The following is a 25360-nucleotide window of genomic DNA, read 5'->3' as shown; positions in this document are numbered from 1 at the left end:
GAAATGAGAACAACAGACGCAAGAACACTTGCTAAGGCGTGCCAGGGAAGGGTCTTGGGCGATAACGGCGCTTTATGCGACAATGTCGCAATAGACTCAAGAAAGGCGCGCCCCGGCGCGCTTTTTGTCGCGCTTAAGGGCGAAAAGGCCGACGGCCATGATTTTATAGATAAGGCGTTTTCGGCGGGAGCCGGCATAGTGCTTTCCGAGCGAGAGATCGAGCCTCCCGACGGATGCGCGCTTATTTTGGTAAAAGATACGCGCCTTGCGCTGGGCGATATCGCGCGGTGGTACCGATCCACGCTTGATATAAAGGTCGTGGGCATAACGGGAAGCGTTGGCAAGACTTCTACAAAGGAATTTGTATACGCCGTGCTGTCACAGAAGTATAAATGCTATAAAACTCAGCTTAATTACAATAACGACTTAGGCCTTCCGCTTACGGTGCTGTCTATTGAGCCGGACTGTGAATGCGCCGTGCTTGAAATGGGCATGAACCATTTCGGAGAGATAGATTATCTTACAAGGATAGCTTGTCCGGACGTTGCCGTTATAACAAATATTGGCGTTGCGCATATAGAGCATCTCGGCTCGCGCGAAAATATTTTAAAGGCTAAGCTTGAGATACTCGGCGGGCTCAAAGACAGCGGGACGGTAGCGATCAACGGAGACGAACCGCTTTTGTGGAATGCGCGAAGCGGTATGCTTTCGGGACGAAAGGTATATACCTACGGCCTTGAAAACGAAAGCGTCGATCTTTTCGGCAAAAACGTAAAGAGCGAAAATGACGGCATGTCTTTTGATTCGCGCGGACTTATGGAGATCGACGCGAGGATACCTGCTTTGGGGCTTCACAACGTGCAAAACGCACTGTGCGCCATATGCGTGGGATCCGTTATGGGGCTTTCGCCCGAAGAGATAAAGCGGGGACTGTTGTCGTATGAGCAGATAGAAAAGCGGCTTAATTTTATAAAAAGCGGCGAGATCACATTGATAGACGACACGTACAATGCAAACCCCGATTCGATGCGCGCGGCAATAAAGGTGCTTATGTCGTCTGCGGGACAAAGAAAGATCGTCGTTTTGGGAGATATGCTGGAGCTGGGAAGCTACGCGCCAAAGGCGCATGAGAACTTGGGAGACGAATTGAACGAGGCCGGCGTAAATGCCGTTTTTCTTAAAGGGGAAAATACGAGGTTTACATTGGCGCGTGTTTCGGGTAAGATCAAAGACGCGTTTTTCTTCGACAGCGACGAAGCGCTCACCGAGTCGCTTAGAAGTTACGCGAAAGCCGGAGACGTTATTCTTGTAAAGGGTTCTCACGGCATGAGAATGGAGAATATACTTAAACTTTGGAAGGCTGGGGAAAAGGATTGTTAGGCGGAGATTTGCTCTATTATTTTTTGGCGCTGATCATAGCTTTTGGCATAACGGTAGCCATTGCGCCAAAGACGATACAGTTTTTAAAAAAGCTTAAATTCGGTCAAAGTATACTTGAGATAGGCCCTAACTGGCATAAGTCAAAGCAGGGCACGCCTACGATGGGCGGTATAATGTTCATAATTGCCGTTATAGTCGTTTCACTTATATTCTGCCGCGACTTAAAAGTGATAATTTCTATACTTATGGCGCTTTGCTTCGGCGCGGTCGGGTTTATTGACGATTACATCAAAGTAGTAAGAAAACATAATCAGGGACTCAACGTAAAGCAGAAGTTCGTGCTTCAGTTCATCGTGTCGGCTGTGTATCTTTGGTCTATGTCTATGACGGGCAACACAAGCAGCGTCGTTTTCATCCCGTTCGTTCGCCACGGGTTCGATATTGGATTTGTTTACTACGTACTGTCCTTTATTTTTATAGTAGGCGTAGTAAACAGCGTAAATCTTACCGACGGCATAGACGGTCTTGCGGCCGGCGTTTCAACTCCGGTATTTCTTTTCTTCGCGGTCGCGGCGATAATGTGCGCCTCAAGAGACGCCGCCATATACGCCTGCGCGCTTGTGGGAGGATGCTTGGGCTTTTTAGTATTCAACTTCCATCCGGCAAAGGTGTTCATGGGAGACACGGGCTCGCTGTTTTTGGGCGGCGCCGTATGCTCGCTTGCATATGCGCTAGATATGCCGCTTATAATTATCATAGCCGGACTTATTTATCTAATAGAGGCGCTTTCCGTAATGCTTCAGGTGGCGTATTTTAAGAAAACGAAGAAGCGTCTTTTCAAAATGAGCCCCATACACCATCATTTCGAGATGAGCGGCTGGAAAGAGACTAAGATAGTTTTCGTATTTACGGGGATAACTGTTATCCTGTGTATCATTGCATATTTCGGTATTTCTGTTTGGTATGCCGTATAAACACTTTTTTGGAGGCATAAATTGGCTAGAAAGAGACAGCAAAGCTCAAAAGGAGCCGACATAAAAAAGCAGAGCGCGCCCGCCCCAAAGCCGCGCTCCTCTATTGACGTGCCCTTTTTGGTGCTTGTAATAATACTGCTCATATTCGGCCTTATCATGATGTTTTCCGCAAGCTACGTTACGGCAATAGCTAAAACGGGCGATATGTATTTCTACTTTAAAAAGCAGCTTTTATGCGCGGCGCTGGGAATGGCGGTCATGTTTGCGATAATGCATATAAGAATGTCGCTTATAAAGAAGCTTGTGCCTCTTATCATGGTTTTGAACATGGGCCTTCTCGCGGCAACGCTTCTCATTGGACGAGTGGGCGGCGGCGCTCAGCGCTGGCTTATGATCGGCGGTCTCAGATTCCAGCCGTCGGAGATAACGAAGCTTGCGATAGTGCTGTTTTTTGCGTATTACATATCGCGTCATTATAAGGCAATAACAAATCCACTTTCACCCAGGAGATCGCGCTGGGCGCGCTTTATCATACCGCGCAACGAAATACTTGCCCTGCTCTTTATACTTGCGATGAATGCGGGCCTTATCATTCTTGAGCCGCACTATTCCGGTACGATAATCGTCGTTGTCGTAGGATTGGTAATGCTTTTCGCAGCCGGAGTGCCTTTTCATTGGTTCGTAAAGCTGGCGGTCGTCATAGCGGCGGCCGTAGGCGTAGTTTGGCAGGTGGGACACGATTACATACAAAGGCGATGGAATGCATATCTCGACCCCTTTGCCGACATGCAGGGCGACTCATGGCAGATAGTTCAGTCGCTGTACGCGATAGGCTCAGGCGGGCTTTTCGGAGTGGGACTGGGAAACAGTGTGCAGAAGCATCTGTATCTTCCCGAGCCGCAGAACGACTTTATTTTTGCAATAGTCTGCGAGGAGCTCGGCGTTGTGGGCGCAATTTTAGTTATAGTTCTTTTTGCGCTGCTTATCTGGCGCGGATTTTATATAGCGCTAAAGGTAAACGACATATTCCACCGACTGACAGTCATAGGCATAGTTTCCGTTGTATCGCTGCAGTTCGTTTTGAATATTGCCGTTGTAACGCACCTTATCCCCGTAACGGGCATATCGCTGCCGTTCTTTTCATACGGCGGCACGGCGCTTATCATCCTGCTTGCCGAAATGGGGCTTGTGCTCAATGTTTCAAGATATTGCGTGAAATAGCTAAAGCGTAAAACAAAAGGCGGCGCGCGCCGCCTGCTTTTTTGGGGGGAGACTTTTCGATGAAGGTACTTATGGCGGGCGGAGGCACCGCAGGTCATATAAATCCGGCTATAGCCATAGCTAAGCATATACGCTCAAAGCATCCCGAAGCCGACGTGCGCTTCGTCGGCACACATCGCGGCATGGAGGAGGATCTTGTAGAAAAAGCAGGGTTCCCGATATATTTTATAGATGTAAGAGGCTTCAAAAGAAAGCTTACGCTATATAATCTGGGCTCTGTAAAAGCAGTATTCACTTCGCAAAAAGAGGCGGCCGACCTTATAGACGGCTTTAAGCCCGACGTCGTCATAGGCACGGGAGGATACGTAAGCTGGCCTGTTCTTCATACGGCTGCAAAGCGCGGCATACCTACGGCGATACATGAACAGAATGCTTTTCCGGGGCTTACGACGCGCCTTTTATCTAAGGAAGTCGACGTTGTTATGATAAGCTTCGACGCCGTGCGCCCGAAGCTTCAGAAATGCAGACGTATAGAGCTTACGGGCAATCCGATCCGTGAGGAGATAATATTCGGCTCGAAGGAGCGCGCAAAAGAGAACCTGGGCATGACCGACAAGCCTATACTTTTGTCGTTCGCGGGCAGTCTGGGCGCGCGGGTAATGAATGAAAACTTCATTTCATTCATTACAAAGACATGCGCCGACAGAAAGTTCTACCATATCCATGCGACGGGCACGCGAGGGTATCTCTGGGTGCCGGATAAGCTTAAGGAGGCCGGATTTGAGGCTGCCGACTACCCCGACGTCCACGTTGAGGAATATATTTACAATATGCCCGAGCTTTTGGCGGCGGCCGACGTGGTCGTATGCCGAGCGGGCGCGATCACGCTGTCCGAGCTTGCGGCCCAGGGCAAGTGCGCGATACTTGTGCCGTCCCCGAATGTGACGAACGACCACCAGAATTATAACGCCCGCGCATTTTCAGATATAGGAGCGGCTAAGATAATCAACGAGGCCGACCTTTCGGGCGAGCTTTTAAAAAAAGAGATATACGCCCTTTTAGACGATCCCGAAAAGAGACGCGAAATGGGCGAAAAGGCGCGCTCCCTGGCTGTGCTTGATTCAAACGAGCGCATATACGAAACAGTTAAGTCGATACTCAGATAATAAAAGATAATAATATCCGACGCAGTACGCCGGATGCTTTTATAAAAAAGCATCCAACTTCGCGGTTTCACAAAGCAGATAAAAAACGCATAGAATGTATTACCTGTTTTAAAAAGACGGTCTTTCGGCTTTGTGAGAGGAGTTTTTATTATGGCGGACACATCGTTTATTATAGAGGGCGGTAAAAGGCTTGCGGGAGAGATAACGCTTCAGGGCGCAAAAAACAGTGCGCTTCCCATACTTGCTGCGGCAGTGCTGGCCGAAGGAAAATGCGTTATACATAACTGTCCGGATCTTTCCGACCTAAGGGCCGCAGAGGCGATACTTGAACATCTCGGATGCAAAACGGTGAGAACGGGACATACGGTGGATATAGACGCCTCGCACATTAAACGTTCCGATATCCCGGCCGAGCTCATGCGTGAAATGCGCTCATCCGTAATATTCTTAGGCGCGCTTTTGGGGCGCACGGGCAATGCCGACATAACATATCCCGGCGGCTGTGAGCTTGGTCCCAGGCCGATAGACCTTCATATAAGCGCGCTCGGGCAGATGGGCGCCGAAATATCCGAGGAATACGGTCATATCATATGTAAGAGCGGGCGCGCTCGTGAGACTACGGTAAATCTTTCGTTTCCGTCAGTCGGCGCTACCGAAAATATAATGCTCTTTGCAGCGCGTGCGAAAGGTAAAGTGACGATAGTAAATGCAGCGAGAGAGCCGGAAATAGAGGACTTGGGAAGCTTTTTAAATAAGATGGGCGCGAAAGTGTCGGGCGCGGGAGACAGCGTTATAACAATAGAGGGCGCAGACCGCCTTTTCGGGTGCGAGCATACAGTGATACCCGACAGGATAGCTGCGGCGACATTTATGTGCGCGGCGGCGGCCACGGGCGGCGAGATAACGATAAACAAAGCGTTTCCCGAACATTTAAGAAGCGTATCGGAGGTGCTGAGGCGCTCGGGATGCGATGTATCGGAGGGAGAAAATTCAATAAGACTTGCCGCGCCGGATATGATACGGCCCGTCAAGCTTATACGCACCATGCCGTATCCCGGATTTCCCACAGACGCTCAGGCCATTGTTATGGCATATCTTACGCGCGCACGCGGCGTGAGCGTATTTGTAGAGAATATATTTGAAAGCCGCTATCGTCATACAGACGAGCTTATAAGCATGGGCGCCGATATTACGGTAAACGGCAAGGTGTGCGTGGTTTCGGGAGTAGATGCGCTTACGGGCGCGCATATGAGTGCGTGCGACCTTCGCGGAGGCGCGGCGCTTGTAATAGCCGCTCTTTCTGCGCGCGGCATGAGCGTTATTGACAATACGAAGCACATAGAACGCGGATACGAGCGCTTTGAAGATATACTCGGCGGACTGGGCGCGAGTATAATTCGGAAAAAAATATAAAAAAGTTATGTATAGTATATTTATGAGATAAAAAAAGTATGATACAATAATTTTGATTATGGATACGCATATTGTCGTAACGTAAAAAACGCTTGGTTTTAAACTCGGCGGAGGTAAAAATGGCTACTATCAACAGTCCCCAAAAGAGACGTATAGATAAAAGAAGGAAAAAGCAGAGAGATAGGCAAAGAGATAAGATATTAAAGAAGCGTAATAAGAGGCTGAAAAAACAACAGAAGCAGGCATATAAGAGAAAGCACAGAAAGCAGATAGCAAGGCGCAGAAGATTTGTTATAATTCTGGCTGTGATTTTTGTCGCCATTATTTTCGTGCTTTCCAATACCGTGCTTTTCCTGCTTGACGATATTGAAGTAGTCGGAAATGAGATATATGCCGCAGACGACATAACAGCTCTTATGGAAGTGGCGCCGGGAGACAATCTGTTCAGGATAGACACAGACGCGGAGGCGGCGCGCGTCGCCGCTAGTCTGCCGTATATCGACGAGATAAAGGTGTCGCGGAGATTCCCCAACAAGCTGAGAGTCACCGTTCTTGAGGAAAAGATAGCGTATAAGATAGGCATTGAGGGCGCGTCGGGCATTCTTTTAAACAATGAGGGAAAGGTGCTTGAACGAGTAGATTATCTTCCCGCATACGACGTAACGGAAGTAGTCGGAGCAAATGTCGAACGATATGAGCTTGGTCAGCCTCTCGACGAAGAAGCCGACGAGGGCAAGATAGGCATTGTAAACAATATAGTGACGTATATTGCGGAAAATGAAATTCCGAATATAAAGTTCATAGATATTAAAGATAAGTTTGACATAAGGCTCAATTATAATATGAAGATAAGAATATATCTCGGAGAGCCGAGCGAGCTTGAGGACAAGATAATCATGCTTGGGGGAGTGCTCGAGCGTATACACGATACCGACAGCGGCACTATAGATATACGCAGCACGACGACAGCCTTTTTTAATCCCATGAACTAAAAATGAGGCAAAGACTTTTTCGCATATTTATGAGAAACGTAGATTTTGCCAGAAAATAGTCAAAAAGCTACCTTATTTTTAAATAATACGGTAAAATATTATGGAAATCCGCAGATACTTATTGAAAAATTATAAAAATAAAGATACAATGAAATGTGTAATAATTCGCAAAACGTAAATTCATACGTTTTGTAACGAAAAAACAGGTATAAAAGTGTCATTTGTCCTTACGGATGAATGCGAAGATAAATATTGGAAGGGGGTCCATTTTAAATGCCCTTTGAGCTGCAGAATGAAATGGATAATATTGTTAACATCAAGGTCATAGGCGTAGGCGGCGGCGGAGGCAACGCCATTGACAGAATGATTAAAGCTAATGTTCAGGGAGTCGATCTTATTGCCGTAAATACGGACAAGCAGGTGCTTTTAAAGACGTCTAAGGCGCCCAAAAAGCTGATGATAGGCGAAAAACTTACAAAAGGACTCGGCGCGGGCGGCGTTGCCGAAAGAGGGCAGAAGGCCGCTGAGGAAAGCAAGGACGAAATACGCGCGCTTCTTTCGGGCGCTGACATGGTGTTCATCACCGCAGGTATGGGCGGAGGCACCGGCACGGGCGCGGCTCCTGTCATCGCTTCCATAGCTCAGCAGATGGGCATACTTACGATAGGCATAGTAACGAAGCCTTTTAATTTTGAAGGCAGAAAGAGGATAACGCAGGCTCAGGAGGGCATAGAGCGCTTAAAGGAAAACGTAGACGCGCTTATAGTTATCCCCAATGAAAGATTAAAGCTTGTTACAGAGCACAAGATAACGATGGCAAACGCTTTTGTTATTGCCGACGATGTGCTTCGTCAGGCGCTTCAGAGCATATCCGACCTTATACAGACAGAGGCGATAATAAACCTTGACTTTGCCGATGTTACTACCGTACTTAAAGACGCGGGCTACGCTCATATGGGCATGGGACGCGCAACGGGCAAGGACAAGGCGGAGGAAGCCGCAAAGAACGCAATAGCAAGCCCGTTACTCGAGACGAGCATCAACGGCGCAAAGAGCGTTATCATAAACTTTACAAGCTCGCCCGACATTGAGCTTGCCGAGATCGAGCTTGCATCTTCAATGGTACAGAAGGCCGCGCATCCCGACGCCAATATTATTTTCGGCGTTGCATTCGACGAGTCTCTTGAAGACGAGATGTGCGTAACGGTAATAGCAACGGGATTTGATGAGAACGCGGCAAGCGATCAGCTTGCAAACGATCCCGCCGCACAGAACATCCTTGCTGGACTTAACACGGCGTCAAAGCCGAAGGACGGCGGCGTTGACGACAATTATTTCGGCGATATAGAAAAATTATTCAGATAAAGGAGGCGTAAGTAATGCCTTTTGAACTGCAGAATGAAGTTGAGAACGTAGTAAAAATAAAGGTCATAGGCGTCGGAGGCGGCGGCAACAATGCTTTGAACAGAATGATAAAGGCGAATGTGCGCGGCATTGAGTATGTTGCCGTAAATACCGACAAGCAGGCACTCAAGCGCTCCCAGGCTACATATAAAATATCGATCGGCGAAAAGCTCACAGGCGGCAAGGGCGCAGGCGGCATTCCCGAAAGAGGAATGAAGGCGGCGGAGGAGAGCCGCGAGGAGATAGAAGCCGTTTTGCAGAATGTGGACATGGTGTTCATCACCGCCGGCATGGGCGGCGGAACGGGCACGGGAGCAGCTCCCGTCGTAGCTTCGCTTGCAAAGCAAAGAGGCATTCTCACGGTAGGCATAGTAACAAAGCCCTTTGAGTTTGAGGGCAGACGCAAGATGGAGCAGGCGGAAAAGGGCATAGAGCTTTTAAAGGAGAACGTAGACGCGCTTATACTTATCCCGAATGAAAGACTGAAGCTCGTTACGGATCAGAAAATATCCCTTATGAACGCTTTCCAGATAGCCGACGACGTGCTTCTTCAGGCGCTTCAGAGCATATCCGATCTTATCCAGACGGAGGCTATGATTAACCTTGACTTTGCCGACGTGACTTCCGTAATGAAGGACGCAGGTTATGCTCACATGGGCATGGGACGCGCAAAAGGCAAGGAAAAGGCGGAGGAAGCAGCTCAGAACGCAATAGCAAGTCCGTTACTCGAGACGAGCATAAACGGCGCAAAGCGCGTTCTTATAAACTTCACCAGCTCGCCCGATGTAGAGCTTTCGGAGATAGAGCTTGCGGCCACTATGATACAGAAGGCTGCTCATCCCGACGCAAACATTATCTTCGGCGTTGCGCTTGACGATACGCTTGAGGACGAGATCTGCGTAACCGTTATCGCAACGGGCTTTGAGGATATGGAGAGCATACCTCAGTCGGATCAGGGCAGCGCGTTTAAGGATGTGCCGAAGCCTCAGAATAGTAATGATAAGGGAATTGACGACGACTGGAACGTTTTCGGCCTCTTCGATAAATAAATATATGATAATAAAGCGGGCGATATGCCCGCTTTATTTATGGCTTTAAAGACCAAATAATTCCATTATACGAGCCGCCGCAAAGCAGATCGTAAAGCCGCAGACGGCAGGGGTAAGTATTGACGCGGCAGTCCATTTAAGACTGCCGCTTTCTTTTTTTACGGTAAGCACAGTCGTGGAGCAGGGCCAATGTACAAGCGTAAACAGTAGGCAGCACACGGCGGTTTTAAGGGTCCATCCGTTTTCCAAGAATAAATCGCGTATCATAACAAGGCTTTCGGCGTCGCTTATTGAACCTGTTGCCATATATCCCATAACTATAAGCGGAAGCACGATCTCGTTTGCGGGAAAGCCCAGAATGAACGCGGTAAGTATAACGCCGTCAAGACCGAACTGACGGGCGAAGGGGTCAAGAAAGCCCGTTATGTGCATAATAAGGCTTTTGTCGCCCACAAAGACGTTGGCAAGCACCCATATCACAAGCCCGGCGGGCGCGGCCACCGACGCGGCGCGGCCGAGAACAAAGACAATCCTGTCTCTTACGCTGTCGAAAATGACCTGCCCTATGCGCGGCACGCGGTACGGCGGCAGCTCAAGGACGAAGGAGGAGGGAATCCCCCGAAGGCACGTCTTTGAAAGAAGCTTCGACACAAGAAGCGTAAGAATTACGCCGAGCAATATGACCGAAAAGAGTATGAGCGCGGCGGTGATTTTTGAGAGCGCGCCCCCGTCGCCCGCAAAGAACATGGTAATTATTGCGATAAGGGCGGGAAAGCGGCCGTTACATGGCACGAAGGCGTTTGTTATCATGGCGATGAGCCGCTCGCGGGGCGAGTCGATGATGCGGCACCCCGTAACTCCCACGGCGTTGCACCCGAAGCCCATGCACATTGTGAGCGACTGCTTCCCGCAGGCGCAGGCGCGCCGAAAGAGGGCGTCAAGGTTAAAGGCTATGCGGGGCAGATAGCCGAAGTCCTCCAAAAGGGCGAACATGGGAAAAAAGATGGCCATGGGCGGGAGCATTACGGCTATGACCCATGTAAGCACGCGGTACATGCCGTCGATTAGCGCGCCCGAGAGCATGGGCGGAAGGGAGGAGCCCTGCGCCCATGACGAAAGACGCTCCCCCAGCCGCCCGAAAATGAAGGAGAGCGCCTCGGACGGGTAATTCGCGCCCGACACCGTAAGCCAGAACACGAAAAAAAGAAGCAGCGCCATAATGGGAAAGCCCGCGGCGCGGTTTAAAAAGACGCGGTCGAGCCTTCTGTCAAAGGAGGAGTCGGCCTCCGTTTTTACGCATTCGCGGGCGATGGCCTCGGCAGTCCTGACGTAAAGCGCCGCCTCCTCATCCTCCGACGCGCCGGGCGGCAGGGTAAGGCGAAGCTGATTATTCACGCCGCCCGCCGCCGCCCGCTCCACCGCGGCCATGAGCGCGTCAATGCCCTCGCCGCGCCGCGCGCTGCAGGCGACGACGGGCACGCCAAGCCGCCGCGAGAGCAGCTCAAGGTCGGGGCTTACGCCCTTTTTCTTCGCTTCGTCCATGAGGTTTACGCAGAGCACCACGTTTTTCGCCGCGCTCATTATCTCAAGCGCAAGAATAAGCCCGCGCTCAAGGCAGGTGGCGTCGCATACGACGACGGTTGCGTCCGCGCCGCCGTGAAGGATGAAATCCGCGGCGTTCTTTTCGTCCCGGGAGGGGCCTTTTAGCGAATATGCCCCGGGAGTGTCTGTTATAAGAAAGGAGCGGTCGCCGCGGACGCACCGCCCCGAAGCGGAGGCCACCGTTTTTCCCGCCCAGTTGCCCGTGTGCTGGCGCTCATGCGTAAGGGCGTTGAATATGGTGGACTTTCCCACGTTGGGGTTTCCCGCCAGCGCCACAAGCACCTCTTTTTTCATATCGTTTTCGATAATATCACCTCCCGCGCGTCGCACGCCCTTACGGCCGCGACAGCGCCGTGTATGACGTATGCCCGAGGGTCGCCGAAGGGCGCGGCGCATACGCAGACCACCCGCGTCCCCGGCACGAGCCCTATATCCGTAAGACGGCGGCGCATGGCCCCCGACGAGCCCACCGACGCCACATACGCCCATTCCCCGACGCGAAGCGCGTCAAGGGTGAATGTTTCTTTATCCATAAGCTCACTTCCGAAATGACAGTCGCTTTAATATATGCCCCGCGCCCTCGAACGGTTACATCATGAAGATTTCCGATAAAAAGCTCTTGAATTTTGCGATAAATCGGTATTAAAATAAAAGTAAAGATATGTTTCCGAGTCACTCTGAATTCAAAACAAACCAACGGCGTGAAAAACGCACGCAATACTTTTTCCCCAAAACGGCACACTCAAAGCACGAACAACTAAATATCAGTATCGGAGGGATTGAAATGAAGAAAAGGATTCTTGGCATGGCGCTTGTCATCTGCCTTTTGGCGGCGTTCATCCCCGTAACGGCACACGCCGCAAGCGGCACGTGCGGCGATAACTTAAGCTGGGAGCTTGACGCCGACGGCGTTCTTACGATCTCTGGCACGGGCGACATGAAGGAGATCTACGACTACGGTCAGGCCGAGTGGAACGCTGTAAAAGGCGATATAAAGGCCCTCGTCGTGAAGGGAGGGGTCACGTCGATTGCAAATTACGCGTTCTGGGACTGTCAGAATCTGACCCAGGTGAGCCTTCCGCAAAGTCTCGTTTCCATAGGAAAGGCCTCGTTTCTGTACTGCGAGAATATAAGCTCGCTCAAGCTGCCGCCCAACGTGGAGAGTATCGGGGACTGGGCATTCGTACATTGCAAATCGATGCGCGAAATACATATACCAAAGTCGGTCGCGACGATAGGCGAGACTGTCTTTGAGGGCTGCGAGGCGCTGGAGGATATATATTACGGCGGCTCCGGAAGTGAGTGGGGCACCATAACGTGGGGCAGCGACGACCGTTATCCCGAGGGCATACGTATTCATTACGACGCGGCGTCCGGTACGGTTACGGATGAAGACGGAAAGCTTTCCGGCACCTGCGGTGAAAGCTTAAGCTGGGTGCTTGACGCCTCCGGCGTTCTTACAATCTCCGGCACGGGCGACATGACGGACTTCGAGGACGAAATGTCAATGCCCTGGTTTGGTGCCGCAGACAGGATACAGCACGTAAAAATCGAGCCGGGAGTCACGGGCGTGGGCAATTATGCCTTTACGTACTGCTACTATATTGAGGACATTGAGTTTTCGCCCGATCTCGTAAGGATAGGCGATTATGCCTTCGAGGCCTGTGTTTCCGTGCGGGAGCTTTCCCTTCCCGCCTCAATTCAGCACATCGGCACGGACGCTTTTATGAAATGCCATTTTTCGTCCATAACCGTCGGGGAGGGCTGCACGGCCTACCAAAGCCAAAGCGACACGCTTTTTAACAGCGATAAGACGACACTGATTCTTTATGCCACCAGGAAGGACGCCGCGTCCTATAATATACCCGAGGGCGTAAAGACCGTTGCGAACGGCGCGTTTTTCGCCGCCTACGACTTAAAAAGCGTGACCATCCCGGACGGCGTGCGCGCCATCGGGCAGCAGGCGTTTCAGGACTGCCGGGGACTTACCGAGATCCGCCTGCCCCATAGTCTTAAAACGATAGGCTACTGGGCGTTTTACGACTGCACCTCCGTTAAGGACGTATACTACGACGGAACGCGGTCCGATTGGGACAAGGTACAGCTCGAAGCGGGCGACACGTCGTTCGTGGGAAAGAGAATGCATTTCAACGACAACACGACCGGTGAGGGAACGGCATTTTTTGAGATAGGAGAAGCAGTTGGAGAAGGCACGTGCGGCCCCGACCTTTACTGGCAGAAGGACAGCTCCGGCACGCTCCTTATATACGGAACCGGCTCGACGTACGATTTCAGGCGGACGGGAGTGTATAACGTGGGTGACGACGATTTCTTCCCCACGTGGATATTCCAAAGCCCCCCGACCCGAAGAGTCGTTATAAGCTCCGGCGTGACGGGCATAGGAAGATGCGCGTTCACGGACGTTCCCGATATTATAAAAAAATCGTTCCACGTATACTTGGGATACGTAACGGATATCTATTATGAAGGCACCGAGGAGGAGTGGCTCGCGTTTGCCGACAACATTTCGGATGCATACAATGAATATCTTGACGGGGCAACGGTGCATACGAACATTCAGATCCGTTACGCGGGCGATGAGCCCGCACCTGCCGCTGAGATTTCCGAGCCTGCGGTTGAGGGCGGCACGGTCACCTTCACGGTGAGCGTTACAGAGGATGCGGGAGCGTGGTTTGCCGTGTATGACCAAAGCGGCAGAGTAATAGACGTGGAGTACAGGCCTTTGACCGTCGATGAAGAAAACGAGCTTACGTTTACCAAAGATGATGAGAATGCTTCGCGCTTTTGCCTGTTTGTGCTGGGAGACGGTTTTATCCCCCTGTGCAGTGGATCCGCCGGAGATTTTTAAAGCGGGCGTCCCACGGATCAAAAAGAGGCTGCGCCTTATACGGCTTTATCCCCGGGAACTGTTCGCGTTTCCGGGGATTTTTGCGCCGAAGTTAAAAACGGCGCGTACAAGGGCGCCTAAAAGCGGGCGTACGCCGCTTATCCAAATATGTCTTGCAATTATCGCATGTTGTATTTAAAATTATAATAATAAGCGAAATAAATACTGAGGGGTGGCGCTATGCCTTCAAATGTTTTGAGTCTTGCCTTAAGCGGCATTGACGCGATAAAAATAAATGTTGAGATCGATACAGCAAACGCAATACCGGCCTTTGAGATAGTTGGACTGCCGGATGCAGCCGTGAAGGAGTCGAGAGAAAGAGTCAAGCTTGCGCTGAGAAACAGCAGGCTCTATTTCCCGATAGCAAGGCTTACGGCAAACCTTGCTCCGGGAGGAGTAAAGAAGGAGGGCCCTATATACGATCTGCCCATAGCCGTAGGTATAATGCTGCTTGAGGGACGCATTGACGCCTCCGCCGTTTTTAAGGCGGCCTTTGTGGGCGAGCTTTCGCTCGACGGCAGAGTCTGCCGCATAGACGGCGTGCTCCCCATGACGATAGGCGCAATGAAGATGGGGATAGAACGCCTTTTTGTGCCGTATGAGAATATGCGCGAGGCATCGGCCGTTTCGGGCATAGAAGTTTACGGCGTGAAAAACTTAAACGAGCTGTACGCGCATCTTCTCGGGCAGGAAAAGATATCTCCCGCCGAGTCCGTACCTTTTGAAATAAGCGATCCGTCGGAGATCTTGGGCGACTTTTCGGAGGTGAGGGGACAGGAAAGCGTAAAGCGCGGCCTTGAAATAGCGTGTTCGGGCTTTCACAATGTGCTTATGATAGGTTCGCCGGGAAGCGGCAAAAGCATGCTTGCAAAGCGCATACCTACTATAATGCCGCCGATAACCTTCGAGGAGGCGATAGACGTAACTCAGGTATATTCCGTCGCGGGGATGCTGTCGGAAAATTCTCCGATGGTAAATATAAGGCCGTTTCGTTCGCCTCATCACACGATCTCCCCCGTGGGACTTTCGGGAGGCGGTAAGATACCGCATCCGGGAGAAGTTTCGCTTGCTCATCACGGCGTATTGTTTTTGGACGAGCTGCCCGAATTTCAAAAAAACGCGCTGGAGATACTCCGCCAGCCGCTGGAGGACGGAAAGGTGACGATAACGCGCGTCGGCGGTACGATAACGTATCCGTGCGACTTTATGCTGGTATGCGCGATGAATCCGTGCAGATGCGGATACCTAGGTCATCCCACCCGAAAATGCACGTGCTCGGAGCTTTCCGTAACGAAGTATCTTTCAAAGATATCGGGTCCGCTTTTGGACAGGATAGATCTTCATCTTGAAACGACTCCCGTGCCTTACGAGGCGCTTTCGTCAAGAGAAGCGGCCGAAACTTCAAAGCAGGTCTTGGAGCGGGTAAACCGCGCAAGAGAGATACAAAAGGAGCGCTTCAAGGGCGCCTCCACGCAGTTCAACGGCAGGCTTACATCCTCGCAGATACGCGAATTCTGCCGCCTTGGCGAAAAAGAGAACGAGGTGATGAAGAACGCCTTCGAGCGTCTCTCTCTTTCGGCGCGCGCCCATGACAAGATACTGCGCGTTTCAAGGACGATAGCCGACCTTGACGGCAAGCCCGATATAGAAGTCAAGCACATACTTGAAGCCATTTCCTACAGAAGCCTTGACAGAAAATATTTCTCCGGAATGTAAAATTTTGAGGGCGTTTTCACTTTTTTGATATAAAAAAATACGCCTTATGCAAATATTGCCCTAAAATACGTGATAAAAGCGAAGATTTTTGATGAAAATGAAAGAAAACGCTTAAAAACGCGCAAAAGATTAAATTTCCACAGAAAAAGTATTTACTTATGATAATAAAAATGATAAAATACAGGCACAATGTTATTCTTTAAACTGGGATTTTGTATCCAGAAAAATTAGGAGGTATTTCACGTGGCGAGAGCTAAAAAAACCATGGACGGCAATACCGCGGCGGCGTGGGTGTCGTACCCGTTTTCTGAGGTTGCCGCAATTTTCCCCATCACCCCTTCATCAGTAATGGCAGAGCTTACCGATGAGTGGGCTGCAAACGGAAAGAAAAATTTATTCGGTCAGGAAGTTAAGGTCGTTGAGATGCAGTCGGAGGGCGGCGCTGCAGGCGCGCTGCACGGTTCGCTTGCATCGGGTGCGCTTACGACGACGTATACCGCTTCGCAGGGCCTGCTTCTTATGATACCGAATCTGTACAAAATAGCAGGCGAGATGCTCCCCGCCGTACTCAACGTATCGGCAAGAGCTATAGCAACTCATGCGCTCTCCATTTTCGGCGACCATTCGGACGTTATGGCCTGCCGTCAGACGGGCTTTGCACTGCTTTGCTCAAACGACGCTCAGGAGGTCATGGACCTCGGCGCCGTTGCTCACCTTTCGGCTATAAAGGGCCGCGTGCCGTTCATTCATTTCTTTGACGGCTTCAGAACGTCTCATGAAATATCGAAGATAGAAGTTTGGGACGACGAGGATCTTAGAGATATGCTCGACTTTGATGCAGTTGACGCATTCAGAAAGTCTTCGATGAACCCCGAACGCCCGATACTCAGAGGCACTGCGCAGAACCCCGATATATTCTTCCAGGCAAGCGAGGCGTCCAACCGCTTCTATGCCGCTCTTCCCGCGCTCGTTGAGTCCTACATGAACAAGGTGAACGCAAAGATCGGCACTAACTACAAGCTGTTCAACTACTACGGCGCGCCCGACGCAAAGAACGTTATCGTTGCTATGGGTTCCGTATGCGATACGATAGAAGAGACCGTTGATTATCTGAACGCAAAGGGCGAAAAAGTCGGCCTTCTCAAGGTAAGACTTTACAGACCGTTCTCCATTGAGCATTTCTTAAAGGAGCTCCCCGCTACCGTTGAGAGGATCGCGGTTTTAGACAGAACGAAGGAGCCCGGCGCAACGGGCGAGCCCTTATTCCTCGACGTATGCGCTGCATACGCAGGCAAGAAGGACGCTCCCATGATCATCGCCGGACGTTACGGTTTAGGCTCGAAGGATACCATTCCTTCGCATATTTTAAGCGTATATGAGAACTTAAAGGCAGCCGAGCCCAAGGCGAAGTTCACTATCTCCATCGTGGACGACGTTACGAATCTTTCGCTCCCCGTTACCGAGGATATAGACACCGCTCCCGAGGGCACGATCTCCTGCAAGTTCTGGGGACTCGGCTCCGACGGTACCGTTGGCGCAAACAAGAACTCCATAAAGATAATCGGCGACAATACCGATATGTACGCTCAGGCATACTTCTCCTACGACTCGAAGAAGTCGGGCGGTATCACCACGTCGCATCTTCGTTTCGGCAAAAAGCCGATAAAGTCCACGTACCTTATCGACAAGGCCGACTTCGTTGCATGCCACAACCAGAGCTACGTATATAAGTACGACATGATAGGCGACATTAAGCCCGGCGGAACCTTCCTTTTAAACACCGTTTGGAAGGAAAGCGAGCTTGACGAAAAGCTCCCCGGAGAGATGAAGGCTTATATCGCTAACAACAACATAAACTTCTACATCGTTGACGGTGTTGAAATAGCAAGAGAGCTCGGTCTTGGCAACCGCATAAACATGGTGCTTCAGGCTGCATTCTTCAAGCTTGCAAACATAATCCCGATCGACGACGCAGTTAAATATATGAAGGCTGCAGTTGAAAAGACCTACGGCGCAAAGGGCGAGAAGGTCGTAAAGATGAACTGCGACGCTATAGACCGCGGCGTATCGAGCGCTGTTAAGGTAAACGTTCCCGCGTCGTGGAAGAACGCAAAGGCAGAGGCTGCAGTAAAGAAGGACGTTCCCGAATTTATCGAGAAGATACTTATCCCCGTAAACAGATTAAAGGGCGACAAGCTCCCCGTATCCACGTTCATTGGACGTGAGGACGGTCATCTCGAAGTGGGCAGCTCGGCATACGAGAAGCGCGGCATCGCCGTTGACGTTCCCGAGTGGACACCTGAAAACTGCGCACAGTGCAACCGCTGCGCTATGGTTTGTCCGCACGCGGCTATCCGTCCGATAGTTTACACCGCAGACGAGGCAGCGTCGGCTCCCGAAGATACGAAGTACGCTCCGAAGTTCGTCGGCAAGGGCGTTGATAACTTCAAGTTCTCCATCGCCGTTTCTCCGCTCGACTGCACCGGATGCGGCAACTGCGCAAACATCTGCCCCGGCAACAAGGGCGGCAAGGCGCTTGTTATGAAGCCCATCGAAAGCCAGATGCCTCAGCAGGCAGCTTACGACTACGCAGTAAAGCTTCCGCCTAAGGAGCTTCCGTTTGCAAGAGACACCGTTAAGGGTTCGCAGTTCTCGCAGCCGCTGCTCGAATACTCCGGCGCATGCGCAGGCTGCGGCGAAACGCCTTACGCTAAGCTTGTAACTCAGCTCTTCGGTGAGAGAGCATATATCGCCAACGCTACCGGATGCTCGTCCATCTGGGGCGGTTCGGCTCCCTCCACTCCGTACACTAAAAATTACGAAGGACGCGGTCCCGCATGGTCCAACTCTCTCTTTGAGGATAACGCTGAATACGGTCTCGGCATGTACACCGGCGCAGAGCATATCCGCGCTCGTCTTACGGGCGTTGCTAACGCGCTTTGTGATACCTGCGGCGACGACAACTTAAAGAAGCTCGTTTCCGAGTGGAACGCTTCATCGGGCAACAGCAAGGCTTCCATGGATGCAACGGCTAAGCTCGTTGCGGCTTTAGAGGCTTACGCTCCCAAGAACGACACCGAAAAGGCTCAGAAGGAAGAGCTCTTAAAGGATAAGGAATACATGGCTAAGAAGTCCATGTGGATATTCGGCGGCGACGGCTGGGCATACGATATCGGCTTCGGCGGTCTCGACCATGTTATCGCATCCGGCGAGAACGTAAACATTCTCGTATTCGATACCGAGGTTTACTCCAACACCGGCGGCCAGTCCTCGAAGTCCACGCCGAGAGGCGCAGTTGCTCAGTTTGCTGCTGCCGGCAAGGCTAACAGAAAGAAGGACCTTGCAGGTATAGCAATGTCCTACGGCAACGTATACGTGGCTTCCATCGCTATGGGCGCTGATTACAACCAGTGCGTAAAGGCTTTGGTTGAGGCTGAAAGCTACGAAGGCCCCTCCATCATCATTGCATATGCAACGTGCATCAACCACGGTATGACCGCAGGCATGGGCTTTGCACAGCGTGAGACGAAGGCGGCTGTTGACTCCGGATACTGGTTCAACTTCCGTTACGATCCGAGAAAGAAGGCGGCAGGCGAGAATCCGTTCATGCTCGATTCCAAGGAGCCCACGAAGTCGTACCGCGACTTTATCGGTTCGCAGGTTCGTTATACTTCGCTCGTGAGAAACTTCCCCGAGCGCGCAAAGGTGCTCTTCGAGTATGCTGAGCAGGATTCCAAGGAGCGTTACGAGACTTTAAAGAAGCTTGCAGCGCAGTAAGATATATTTAGCCACAAAGAAGCGTCGGGATAAAACCCGACGCTTTTTATATTATCTTTCTTTTGTTGACAACGGCGCATATATTTGATAAAATCACCAATGTAACAAAGGCGTTTCGTTTCTTTCGGAGCGCCTTTATCTTTTGATACGGATGTGATATCGTGAAACCTCTCATCGGTCTTGTGCCGCTTATAGATTATGAAAAAAACAGCTTGTGGATGATACCGGGTTATATGGACGGCGTTAGAGCCGCAGGGGGAATACCCGTTATACTGCCCCTTAACGCCGACATAGAGGATATGCGTGCTGTTATGGGCGCCGTGCACGGATTTATCTTAACGGGCGGGCATGACGTGTCGCCAGAGCTTTATGATAAGCGCCGTTCCCCGATTTGCGGCGAAACGTCAAAAGAGCGCGACGCGCTTGAATATGCGCTAATAGGCGAGGCTTTGCGCCTTGACAAGCCGATACTCGGCATATGCCGCGGACTGCAGCTTATGAATGTATACTTCGGCGGCACGCTTTATCAGGACATACCTTCGGAGCGCCCGTCTAAGCTTACGCATCAGATGAAGCCGCCCTACGACAGACGCGCGCATGATGTTTGCATAGAAAAAGACTCTTGCCTTTACAGGATAGCGGGCGAAAGCCTTATCCCCGTAAACAGCTATCATCACCAGGCGATAAGGGAATTGGGCAGCGGGCTTTTGCCCTCAGCTTACGCGCCCGACGGCATAGTCGAAGCGATAGAAAAACCGGACACGCGTTTTATGCTAGCCGTTCAGTGGCATCCTGAGCTCGACTTTCATAAAAACGAGGTCTCGCATAAACTGTTTTCGGCGCTCTGTGAGGCGGCGCGGCCATAAAATAAGTTTATTATTATTTACAATCTGTTTTCAATGTAGTATGATATAAGCAGCAAGCGAAAGGAGATCTAACAATGAAGAAAAAAATTGCGCTGATTTTATGTTTTGTATTAGCCTTTGCGTGTATGGTTCCGGCAATGGCGTCTTATTTGCAGAACACCGACCTTGATCATTATAAATATATGAATGTATATAAGGACGGCAAGGATACATACGTTAAGCCCGATCAGCCGATAACGCGCGGAGAATTGGCTAATGTTATTTTTAATCTGCTTAACAGCAATACGAAGAACGTGCATATTCAGAATTATACGAACTTCTCAGACCTGTCCGAGGATCACGAGTTTTTTAAGCAGATAAACTTCCTTGTATACAGAGGATTTCTTACCGGCTATCCCGACGGCACGTTTCGTCCCGACGGTGTGCTTACGCGCGCCGAGCTTGCGGAAGTAGTGGTTCGCACGCAGAAGTATGTAAGGAATATAACCACCATAAAGGCGCCCGACATTGAAGGACACTGGGCAATGGGCGCGATAAATACCATGATAATCCGCGGCTTTATGAAGGGCTATCCCGACGGCACATTCAAGCCCGACAATATACTTACGCGCGCCGAGGTCGCAGCAACGATGAACCGCGTATACAACAGAGAGCTTGATAGCTCGTCAATACTCCAGAACACGAGGCTTATAAATTCGATAACGAATCAAGTGGTAACGCCGTATGACTTCAAGCAGATATTCCCCGATCTGCCCGTGGATCACTGGGCATACGACGCTATGATGGAGGCCTGCGTTTCTCACCGCATTTACTGGGACGATGTGGGCAAGCGCGAGATATGGGTACAGGAGTTGTATGATTGAGGGATAAATAAAGACGAAACTTCGGTTTCAGATCGAAAAGAGCAGTTGTGTAAGATTACACGACTGCTTTTTTATTCAGAAAAGAAGGGTGTGTATAAATGGCGGTTTACGGTTACGTGAGGGTGAGCACCATGGAACAAAACGAGGACAGGCAGATGACGGCCATGCGGGAACAAGGGATAAGCGAGAGACAAATATATATCGATAAGCAGAGCGGAAAGGATTTTGACAGAAAAGGTTATATCAAGCTGTTAAAAAGACTTAAAAGCGGCGATCTTATCTATATTAAGAGCATCGACAGACTGGGGCGCAATTATGAAGAGATACAGCATGAATGGCGCGTTATAACAAAGGAGAAGAACGCGGACATCTGCGTAATAGACATGCCCATACTCGACACGCGGCGGGGAAAAGACCTGCTCGGAACTTTTGTAAGCGATATCGTATTGCAGGTCCTTTCGTTTGCGGCTGAAAACGAGCGCGAGAATATACTGCGGCGCCAGGCGGAGGGCATAGCCGAGGCAAAGGCTCGCGGAGTGCGCTTCGGCAGACCCAGGCGTGAGCTTCCGCCGAATTTTTTTGATGTATATATGCGCTGGAAAGAAAAAGAGATGACCCTTGACGAAGCGGCGCGCATGTGCTTTATGGCGCGATCGACGTTTTATGAGCGCGCGAAGGAATATGAAGAATGATGCCAGGAATAAAATGTAAAAAATCCGGAAAGGTATACTTTTCCAGACACCATATTTTGGCAGTTGTTTGAGGGAAATTTCGACAAAATGCCTAAATATCATAGACAGGAACAACTTGTTTATGCTATAATCTCAACATACAACTTCTGTGTACAAAAAAATCCGGAAAAGTATACTTTTCCGGACAAAACCGAAGGGGGAGGAAAGGATGAAAAATAGGAGACGTACGGTAATATTGTGGAGTATAATATGCTGTTTTACGATAGCTTTACTGCACAATTTCAATGTTACATCATATGCTGCGGACATTGTTTATGAAGATCAGACTTGCTTTTTTGATTATAGTGAAAATCTTTTTAACGATTCTGCTGTAGAAACAGGAAGCTATATATTCGGAGATGGGCGAATAGTCGCTCAAAAAAACAGCCAAGTTTTAAATGATTATATTCCGATCGAAAGTGGAGAAAGGTACTCATGGAGCCAGCAAAATGGTCTTCTGATCTCTACATACGATGAAAATCTGCAATTCATTGAAAGAATGAAGCCATATGTTTCTCCGGCATACTATAATAAAGTCTTTTCAGATAACGTGCGTTTTGTTAGGCTGAGTTGCTATAATAATCGTTTTTCAGATGGCTTTATGTTTGTTAAGGGCGATTTGCCTAACGAATATGTTCCTTATGCAACTTTAAAGACAAAATATTTGCCCGAAGATAAAAAGAATACAAAAACGGAAATAATAGATCCTTATTTGCAGTATGTTGCTTTCGATCCAAACGAAAACTTCGGTGATGCAACAGTTAAAGGCGCATTCTCTATTTATACACCTATAGGAGCACACAAGTATTTAAAATTAGAGTTTTTACATAATATCTATCCTGAATATGTGGCCGGAGCAGATAAGAAGTATAAAAACGGGGATTTATGGAGACTTAACCACGGCATTGAATGCAGTATCACAGAAGGGGGATTCGTAGAAGAACGTGAAATTATAGAAAACGGCGCTTATGAAGCGGCTTTATATTTGAATAATAAAGGCAGCGCGGTGGGTTCGTTTCATGGTTATGAAAAATTCAACCGCTGTATAGTTCTGCTTGACGGGAAAACGGTAATGGATGTGACGCGTGAGATAAACAGCGCCTATTCCGGGTGGCCGTCTGACTTCGATATTACCTCTTGCAAAGAAGTTGAGATAATGTATTGGGGAGATATTTATCAGATGGCCACACAAACAAAAATAGTAGAATGTTTCAGGCATTATACCATAAACTCTAATGGAATAGCAATAAAACAAAGACATAAATGGCTTGTTGCAGGTACGCATGGCGGTTTTTTGGGTATGTTATGCGTCAAACGAGTTTCTGACGACGGAAATCAACAAATTACCGATTCAGGTATTTGCGATATGGATTATGTGGTTTATGACATATCAAAATCGGGGCACAATACGGCAATATCACAATTAACAGATAAACAAGGAGATCATAATAACGTGCATTGGTCAAAAGTTTGGGGAAAAGAGAGCGGGATAACAGCAGAAGTTACTGTAGATTATGATAATTGGTTTTATATTTCACCTGAGAAAGCATACAATAAGCTTTATTTTAGAAAGGTTGAAAATACGGAAAGAGGCGGAAATTGGGATACTGTGTCTATCTATAAAATCAAAGCAGGGTAGTATTATAAGTTGCTTTATATTACTCCACGCATAAACACATCCCCCCGCCGAAATAACGAGAGACGGGGCGACGCAGGCGTTTCGTTCTCTTAGGGCGCAGGCCAAGGCAAACGGTATATCGGACATATTATTGGACGAAATAAACGATGAAGCAAGTCTCTCCCGCAAAGGCAGGGAAGTAAAATAACCCCCGCGACAAAAACAGCCCCGACGCACAGTCGCGGCTGTTTTAGCTCTGCTGCAATGTCAATATGCACCATATGTGTTCAAAATATTGACTTTTTGAACCTGATATGCATATAATATAGGTGCAGGAGGTGCATGATATGGCACAGGCAACTTTCAGCGTCCGTATGGACGAAGCGTTGAAAAAGCAGTTCGACGAGCTTTGTCAGGAGTTCGGGATGAATGCTTCGACTGCGATAAACGTATTTGCGAGGGCGGTAGTAAGAGAGCGAAGGATCCCCTTTGAGATATCGTCTCCCGTCGCCGAAATAACGAGAGACGGGGCGATGCAGGCGTTTCGTTCTCTTAGGGCGCAGGCCAAGACAAACGGAGTTTCTGACATGTCATTGGACGAAATAAACGATGAAATTAATCTCTCCCGCAAAGGAAGGGAAGCAAAACGATGATTTGCTATGCGGTAATAGATACAAACGTTTTAGTTTCGGCTTTGCTGTCAAGCAAAGAAGATGCGGCGACCGTTCGCGTTTTGGAAAGAATGCTTTCCGGCGATATAATTCCTGTTTATACAAATGAAATGATTTCCGAATACTGCGATGTATTGACTCGCAAAAAATTCGGGTTCGATGCTGATGCGGTAAATTATCTGATTGCAGCAATAGAAAAGTACGGTATTATGGTCAAGCCGCATACGCATGATATCGTGCGTACAGACATGAATGATCTGCCTTTTTATGAAGCTGTTTTGGAAAAACGCGAGGATAACGCCTATCTTGTGACAGGGAATCTAAAGCATTTCCCGCATGAACCGTTTGTTATTACTGCCGCGCAAATGATAGAAATTTTGGAAGCAAAATAACCCCCGCGACAAAAACAGCCCCGACGCGCAGTCGGGGCTGTTTTATCATCGTATTAACTTACGAATTTGCAGTTGCGGCATTAACCTTTGCGGCTAACTGAGACTTCTTTCTTGCAGCCGTATTCTTGTGGAGAATACCCTTCGTAACAGACTGGTCGATCTTCTTGACCGTGCCTCTGTAAGCTTCATGTATTGCATCAATGTTGCCATCGGCAACAGTTGCATCAAACTTTTTGAGCGTAGTCTTGAGATTAGATTTGAGGATCTGATTCTGGAGCGTCTTCTTTTTGGCAACTAAAACTCTCTTCTTGGCTGACTTAATGTTAGGCAAAAAATCCACCTCCATTCTCTATGTATCTTTAATCAGTGATTGATATTATATCAAAATACTCTTAGAAAATCAAGAGAAATTTTCATATAATTCTGATTTTTTTTGTTATGGTACAAATGATATGTGACAAAAGAGAATGGAAATTCAACTCGAACATGGTATGATGAAGTTACCACACAAATCAACCATGAAAGAGATGAATTTCCATGACCAGTTTAGCATCTGGCGCGCATTTCCGTCAACAGGTAATCAAGTATTCAGAGAAGAACGGAGTAACAAAAGCCGC

General features: G+C 49.3%; 20 protein-coding genes. 17 read left to right on the top strand and 3 right to left on the bottom strand.

The genetic code is table 11. From position 1 onward, the window contains the following. Positions 1–3 precede the first annotated feature (3 nt). The 8 genes from IJG50_06230 to ftsZ (IJG50_06195) all read left to right on the top strand — a co-directional run bounded on the left by IJG50_06230 (position 4) and on the right by ftsZ (IJG50_06195) (position 9599). Entirely contained in the window at positions 4–1380 is a 1377-nt protein-coding gene (locus IJG50_06230) for a UDP-N-acetylmuramoyl-tripeptide--D-alanyl-D-alanine ligase (protein MBQ3379445.1), read from the top strand. Next, a complete protein-coding gene (locus IJG50_06225) occupies positions 1374–2354 on the top strand; it encodes a phospho-N-acetylmuramoyl-pentapeptide-transferase (protein ID MBQ3379444.1) in 981 nt (326 codons plus the stop codon). The genes IJG50_06230 and IJG50_06225 overlap by 7 nt, the downstream gene beginning before the upstream one ends. A 156-nt stretch (positions 2355–2510) precedes the next feature. Then, the gene (locus tag IJG50_06220) at positions 2511–3575 is read left to right on the top strand and encodes a cell division protein FtsW (protein MBQ3379443.1); all 1065 of its coding nucleotides are present in this window, start codon (positions 2511–2513) and stop codon (positions 3573–3575) included. Positions 3576–3634: 59 nt separating this feature from the next. Beyond that, positions 3635–4741 carry an undecaprenyldiphospho-muramoylpentapeptide beta-N-acetylglucosaminyltransferase gene (gene murG, locus IJG50_06215; GenBank protein ID MBQ3379442.1) on the top strand — a complete coding sequence of 369 codons (1107 nt, stop codon included), beginning with the start codon at positions 3635–3637 and terminating at the stop codon, positions 4739–4741. A 150-nt stretch (positions 4742–4891) separates the two neighbouring features. Beyond that, positions 4892–6154 (top strand): UDP-N-acetylglucosamine 1-carboxyvinyltransferase, encoded by a 1263-nt coding sequence (gene murA / locus IJG50_06210; protein MBQ3379441.1) that lies wholly within the window; start codon positions 4892–4894, stop codon positions 6152–6154. Positions 6155–6273: 119 nt separating this feature from the next. Then, positions 6274–7146 carry an FtsQ-type POTRA domain-containing protein gene (locus tag IJG50_06205; protein ID MBQ3379440.1) on the top strand — a complete coding sequence of 291 codons (873 nt, stop codon included), beginning with the start codon at positions 6274–6276 and terminating at the stop codon, positions 7144–7146. 273 nt (positions 7147–7419) lie between these two features. Beyond that, positions 7420–8511, top strand: coding sequence for a cell division protein FtsZ (gene ftsZ / locus IJG50_06200; GenBank protein MBQ3379439.1), 1092 nt, complete (start codon positions 7420–7422; stop codon positions 8509–8511). A gap of 14 nt (positions 8512–8525) precedes the next feature. Next, complete coding sequence (ftsZ, locus tag IJG50_06195) at positions 8526–9599, top strand: cell division protein FtsZ (protein ID MBQ3379438.1); 1074 nt, start codon at positions 8526–8528, stop codon at positions 9597–9599. Positions 9600–9644: 45 nt separating this feature from the next. On the opposite strand, the gene IJG50_06190 is transcribed toward ftsZ (IJG50_06195), so the two are convergent. Both IJG50_06190 and IJG50_06185 read right to left on the bottom strand, forming a co-directional pair. Then, positions 9645–11495 (bottom strand): ferrous iron transporter B, encoded by a 1851-nt coding sequence (locus tag IJG50_06190; GenBank protein ID MBQ3379437.1) that lies wholly within the window; start codon positions 11493–11495, stop codon positions 9645–9647. Beyond that, a complete protein-coding gene (locus tag IJG50_06185) occupies positions 11492–11734 on the bottom strand; it encodes a ferrous iron transport protein A (protein MBQ3379436.1) in 243 nt (80 codons plus the stop codon). The genes IJG50_06190 and IJG50_06185 overlap by 4 nt, the downstream gene beginning before the upstream one ends. 251 nt (positions 11735–11985) lie before the next feature. On the opposite strand from IJG50_06185, the gene IJG50_06180 reads away from it, so the two are divergent. From IJG50_06180 to IJG50_06140, 9 genes are all read left to right on the top strand, one after another. Then, on the top strand, positions 11986–14070 hold the full coding sequence (locus tag IJG50_06180; GenBank protein MBQ3379435.1) for a leucine-rich repeat domain-containing protein: 2085 nt from the start codon (positions 11986–11988) through the stop codon (positions 14068–14070). Positions 14071–14289: 219 nt separating this feature from the next. Next, positions 14290–15825 (top strand): YifB family Mg chelatase-like AAA ATPase, encoded by a 1536-nt coding sequence (locus tag IJG50_06175; protein ID MBQ3379434.1) that lies wholly within the window; start codon positions 14290–14292, stop codon positions 15823–15825. A gap of 243 nt (positions 15826–16068) precedes the next feature. Then, positions 16069–19602: a pyruvate:ferredoxin (flavodoxin) oxidoreductase gene (nifJ, locus tag IJG50_06170; protein ID MBQ3379433.1), complete on the top strand. Its 3534-nt coding sequence runs from the start codon at positions 16069–16071 to the stop codon at positions 19600–19602. 158 nt (positions 19603–19760) lie between these two features. Continuing rightward, positions 19761–20468: a gamma-glutamyl-gamma-aminobutyrate hydrolase family protein gene (locus tag IJG50_06165; GenBank protein MBQ3379432.1), complete on the top strand. Its 708-nt coding sequence runs from the start codon at positions 19761–19763 to the stop codon at positions 20466–20468. A 74-nt stretch (positions 20469–20542) separates the two neighbouring features. Further along, the gene (locus IJG50_06160) at positions 20543–21331 is read left to right on the top strand and encodes an S-layer homology domain-containing protein (protein MBQ3379431.1); all 789 of its coding nucleotides are present in this window, start codon (positions 20543–20545) and stop codon (positions 21329–21331) included. Between the two features lie 98 nt (positions 21332–21429). Continuing rightward, the gene (locus IJG50_06155) at positions 21430–22023 is read left to right on the top strand and encodes a recombinase family protein (protein MBQ3379430.1); all 594 of its coding nucleotides are present in this window, start codon (positions 21430–21432) and stop codon (positions 22021–22023) included. 208 nt (positions 22024–22231) lie between these two features. Next, the gene (locus IJG50_06150) at positions 22232–23701 is read left to right on the top strand and encodes a hypothetical protein (GenBank protein ID MBQ3379429.1); all 1470 of its coding nucleotides are present in this window, start codon (positions 22232–22234) and stop codon (positions 23699–23701) included. A gap of 326 nt (positions 23702–24027) precedes the next feature. Next, positions 24028–24333 (top strand): type II toxin-antitoxin system RelB/DinJ family antitoxin, encoded by a 306-nt coding sequence (locus IJG50_06145; GenBank protein ID MBQ3379428.1) that lies wholly within the window; start codon positions 24028–24030, stop codon positions 24331–24333. Then, positions 24330–24743: a putative toxin-antitoxin system toxin component, PIN family gene (locus IJG50_06140; GenBank protein ID MBQ3379427.1), complete on the top strand. Its 414-nt coding sequence runs from the start codon at positions 24330–24332 to the stop codon at positions 24741–24743. Before IJG50_06145 ends, IJG50_06140 begins: the two co-directional genes overlap by 4 nt. A gap of 58 nt (positions 24744–24801) precedes the next feature. On the opposite strand, the gene rpsT is transcribed toward IJG50_06140, so the two are convergent. Beyond that, positions 24802–25074: a 30S ribosomal protein S20 gene (rpsT, locus tag IJG50_06135; protein ID MBQ3379426.1), complete on the bottom strand. Its 273-nt coding sequence runs from the start codon at positions 25072–25074 to the stop codon at positions 24802–24804. Positions 25075–25360 lie beyond the last annotated feature (286 nt).

The sequence above is a fragment of the Clostridia bacterium genome, assembly GCA_017405765.1.
GTDB lineage: Bacteria > Bacillota > Clostridia > Oscillospirales > RGIG577 > RGIG577.
This window is presented reverse-complemented; position numbering and strand designations above follow the sequence as displayed.

Bases quoted from the DNA above. Each gene is read 5' to 3' on its own strand.
- IJG50_06160 (MBQ3379431.1), top strand. From the start codon at position 20,543: ATGAAGAAAAAAATTGCGCTGATTTTATGTTTTGTATTAGCCTTTGCG.
- IJG50_06155 (MBQ3379430.1), top strand. From the start codon at position 21,430: ATGGCGGTTTACGGTTACGTGAGGGTGAGCACCATGGAACAAAACGAG.
- IJG50_06185 (MBQ3379436.1), bottom strand. From the start codon at position 11,734: ATGGATAAAGAAACATTCACCCTTGACGCGCTTCGCGTCGGGGAATGG.
- murA (MBQ3379441.1), top strand. From the start codon at position 4,892: ATGGCGGACACATCGTTTATTATAGAGGGCGGTAAAAGGCTTGCGGGA.
- IJG50_06205 (MBQ3379440.1), top strand. From the start codon at position 6,274: ATGGCTACTATCAACAGTCCCCAAAAGAGACGTATAGATAAAAGAAGG.
- IJG50_06230 (MBQ3379445.1), top strand. From the start codon at position 4: ATGAGAACAACAGACGCAAGAACACTTGCTAAGGCGTGCCAGGGAAGG.
- ftsZ (MBQ3379438.1), top strand. From the start codon at position 8,526: ATGCCTTTTGAACTGCAGAATGAAGTTGAGAACGTAGTAAAAATAAAG.
- IJG50_06145 (MBQ3379428.1), top strand. From the start codon at position 24,028: ATGGCACAGGCAACTTTCAGCGTCCGTATGGACGAAGCGTTGAAAAAG.
- ftsZ (MBQ3379439.1), top strand. From the start codon at position 7,420: ATGCCCTTTGAGCTGCAGAATGAAATGGATAATATTGTTAACATCAAG.
- murG (MBQ3379442.1), top strand. From the start codon at position 3,635: ATGAAGGTACTTATGGCGGGCGGAGGCACCGCAGGTCATATAAATCCG.
- IJG50_06140 (MBQ3379427.1), top strand. From the start codon at position 24,330: ATGATTTGCTATGCGGTAATAGATACAAACGTTTTAGTTTCGGCTTTG.
- IJG50_06220 (MBQ3379443.1), top strand. From the start codon at position 2,511: ATGATGTTTTCCGCAAGCTACGTTACGGCAATAGCTAAAACGGGCGAT.
- IJG50_06175 (MBQ3379434.1), top strand. From the start codon at position 14,290: ATGCCTTCAAATGTTTTGAGTCTTGCCTTAAGCGGCATTGACGCGATA.
- IJG50_06150 (MBQ3379429.1), top strand. From the start codon at position 22,232: ATGAAAAATAGGAGACGTACGGTAATATTGTGGAGTATAATATGCTGT.
- IJG50_06180 (MBQ3379435.1), top strand. From the start codon at position 11,986: ATGAAGAAAAGGATTCTTGGCATGGCGCTTGTCATCTGCCTTTTGGCG.
- IJG50_06190 (MBQ3379437.1), bottom strand. From the start codon at position 11,495: ATGAAAAAAGAGGTGCTTGTGGCGCTGGCGGGAAACCCCAACGTGGGA.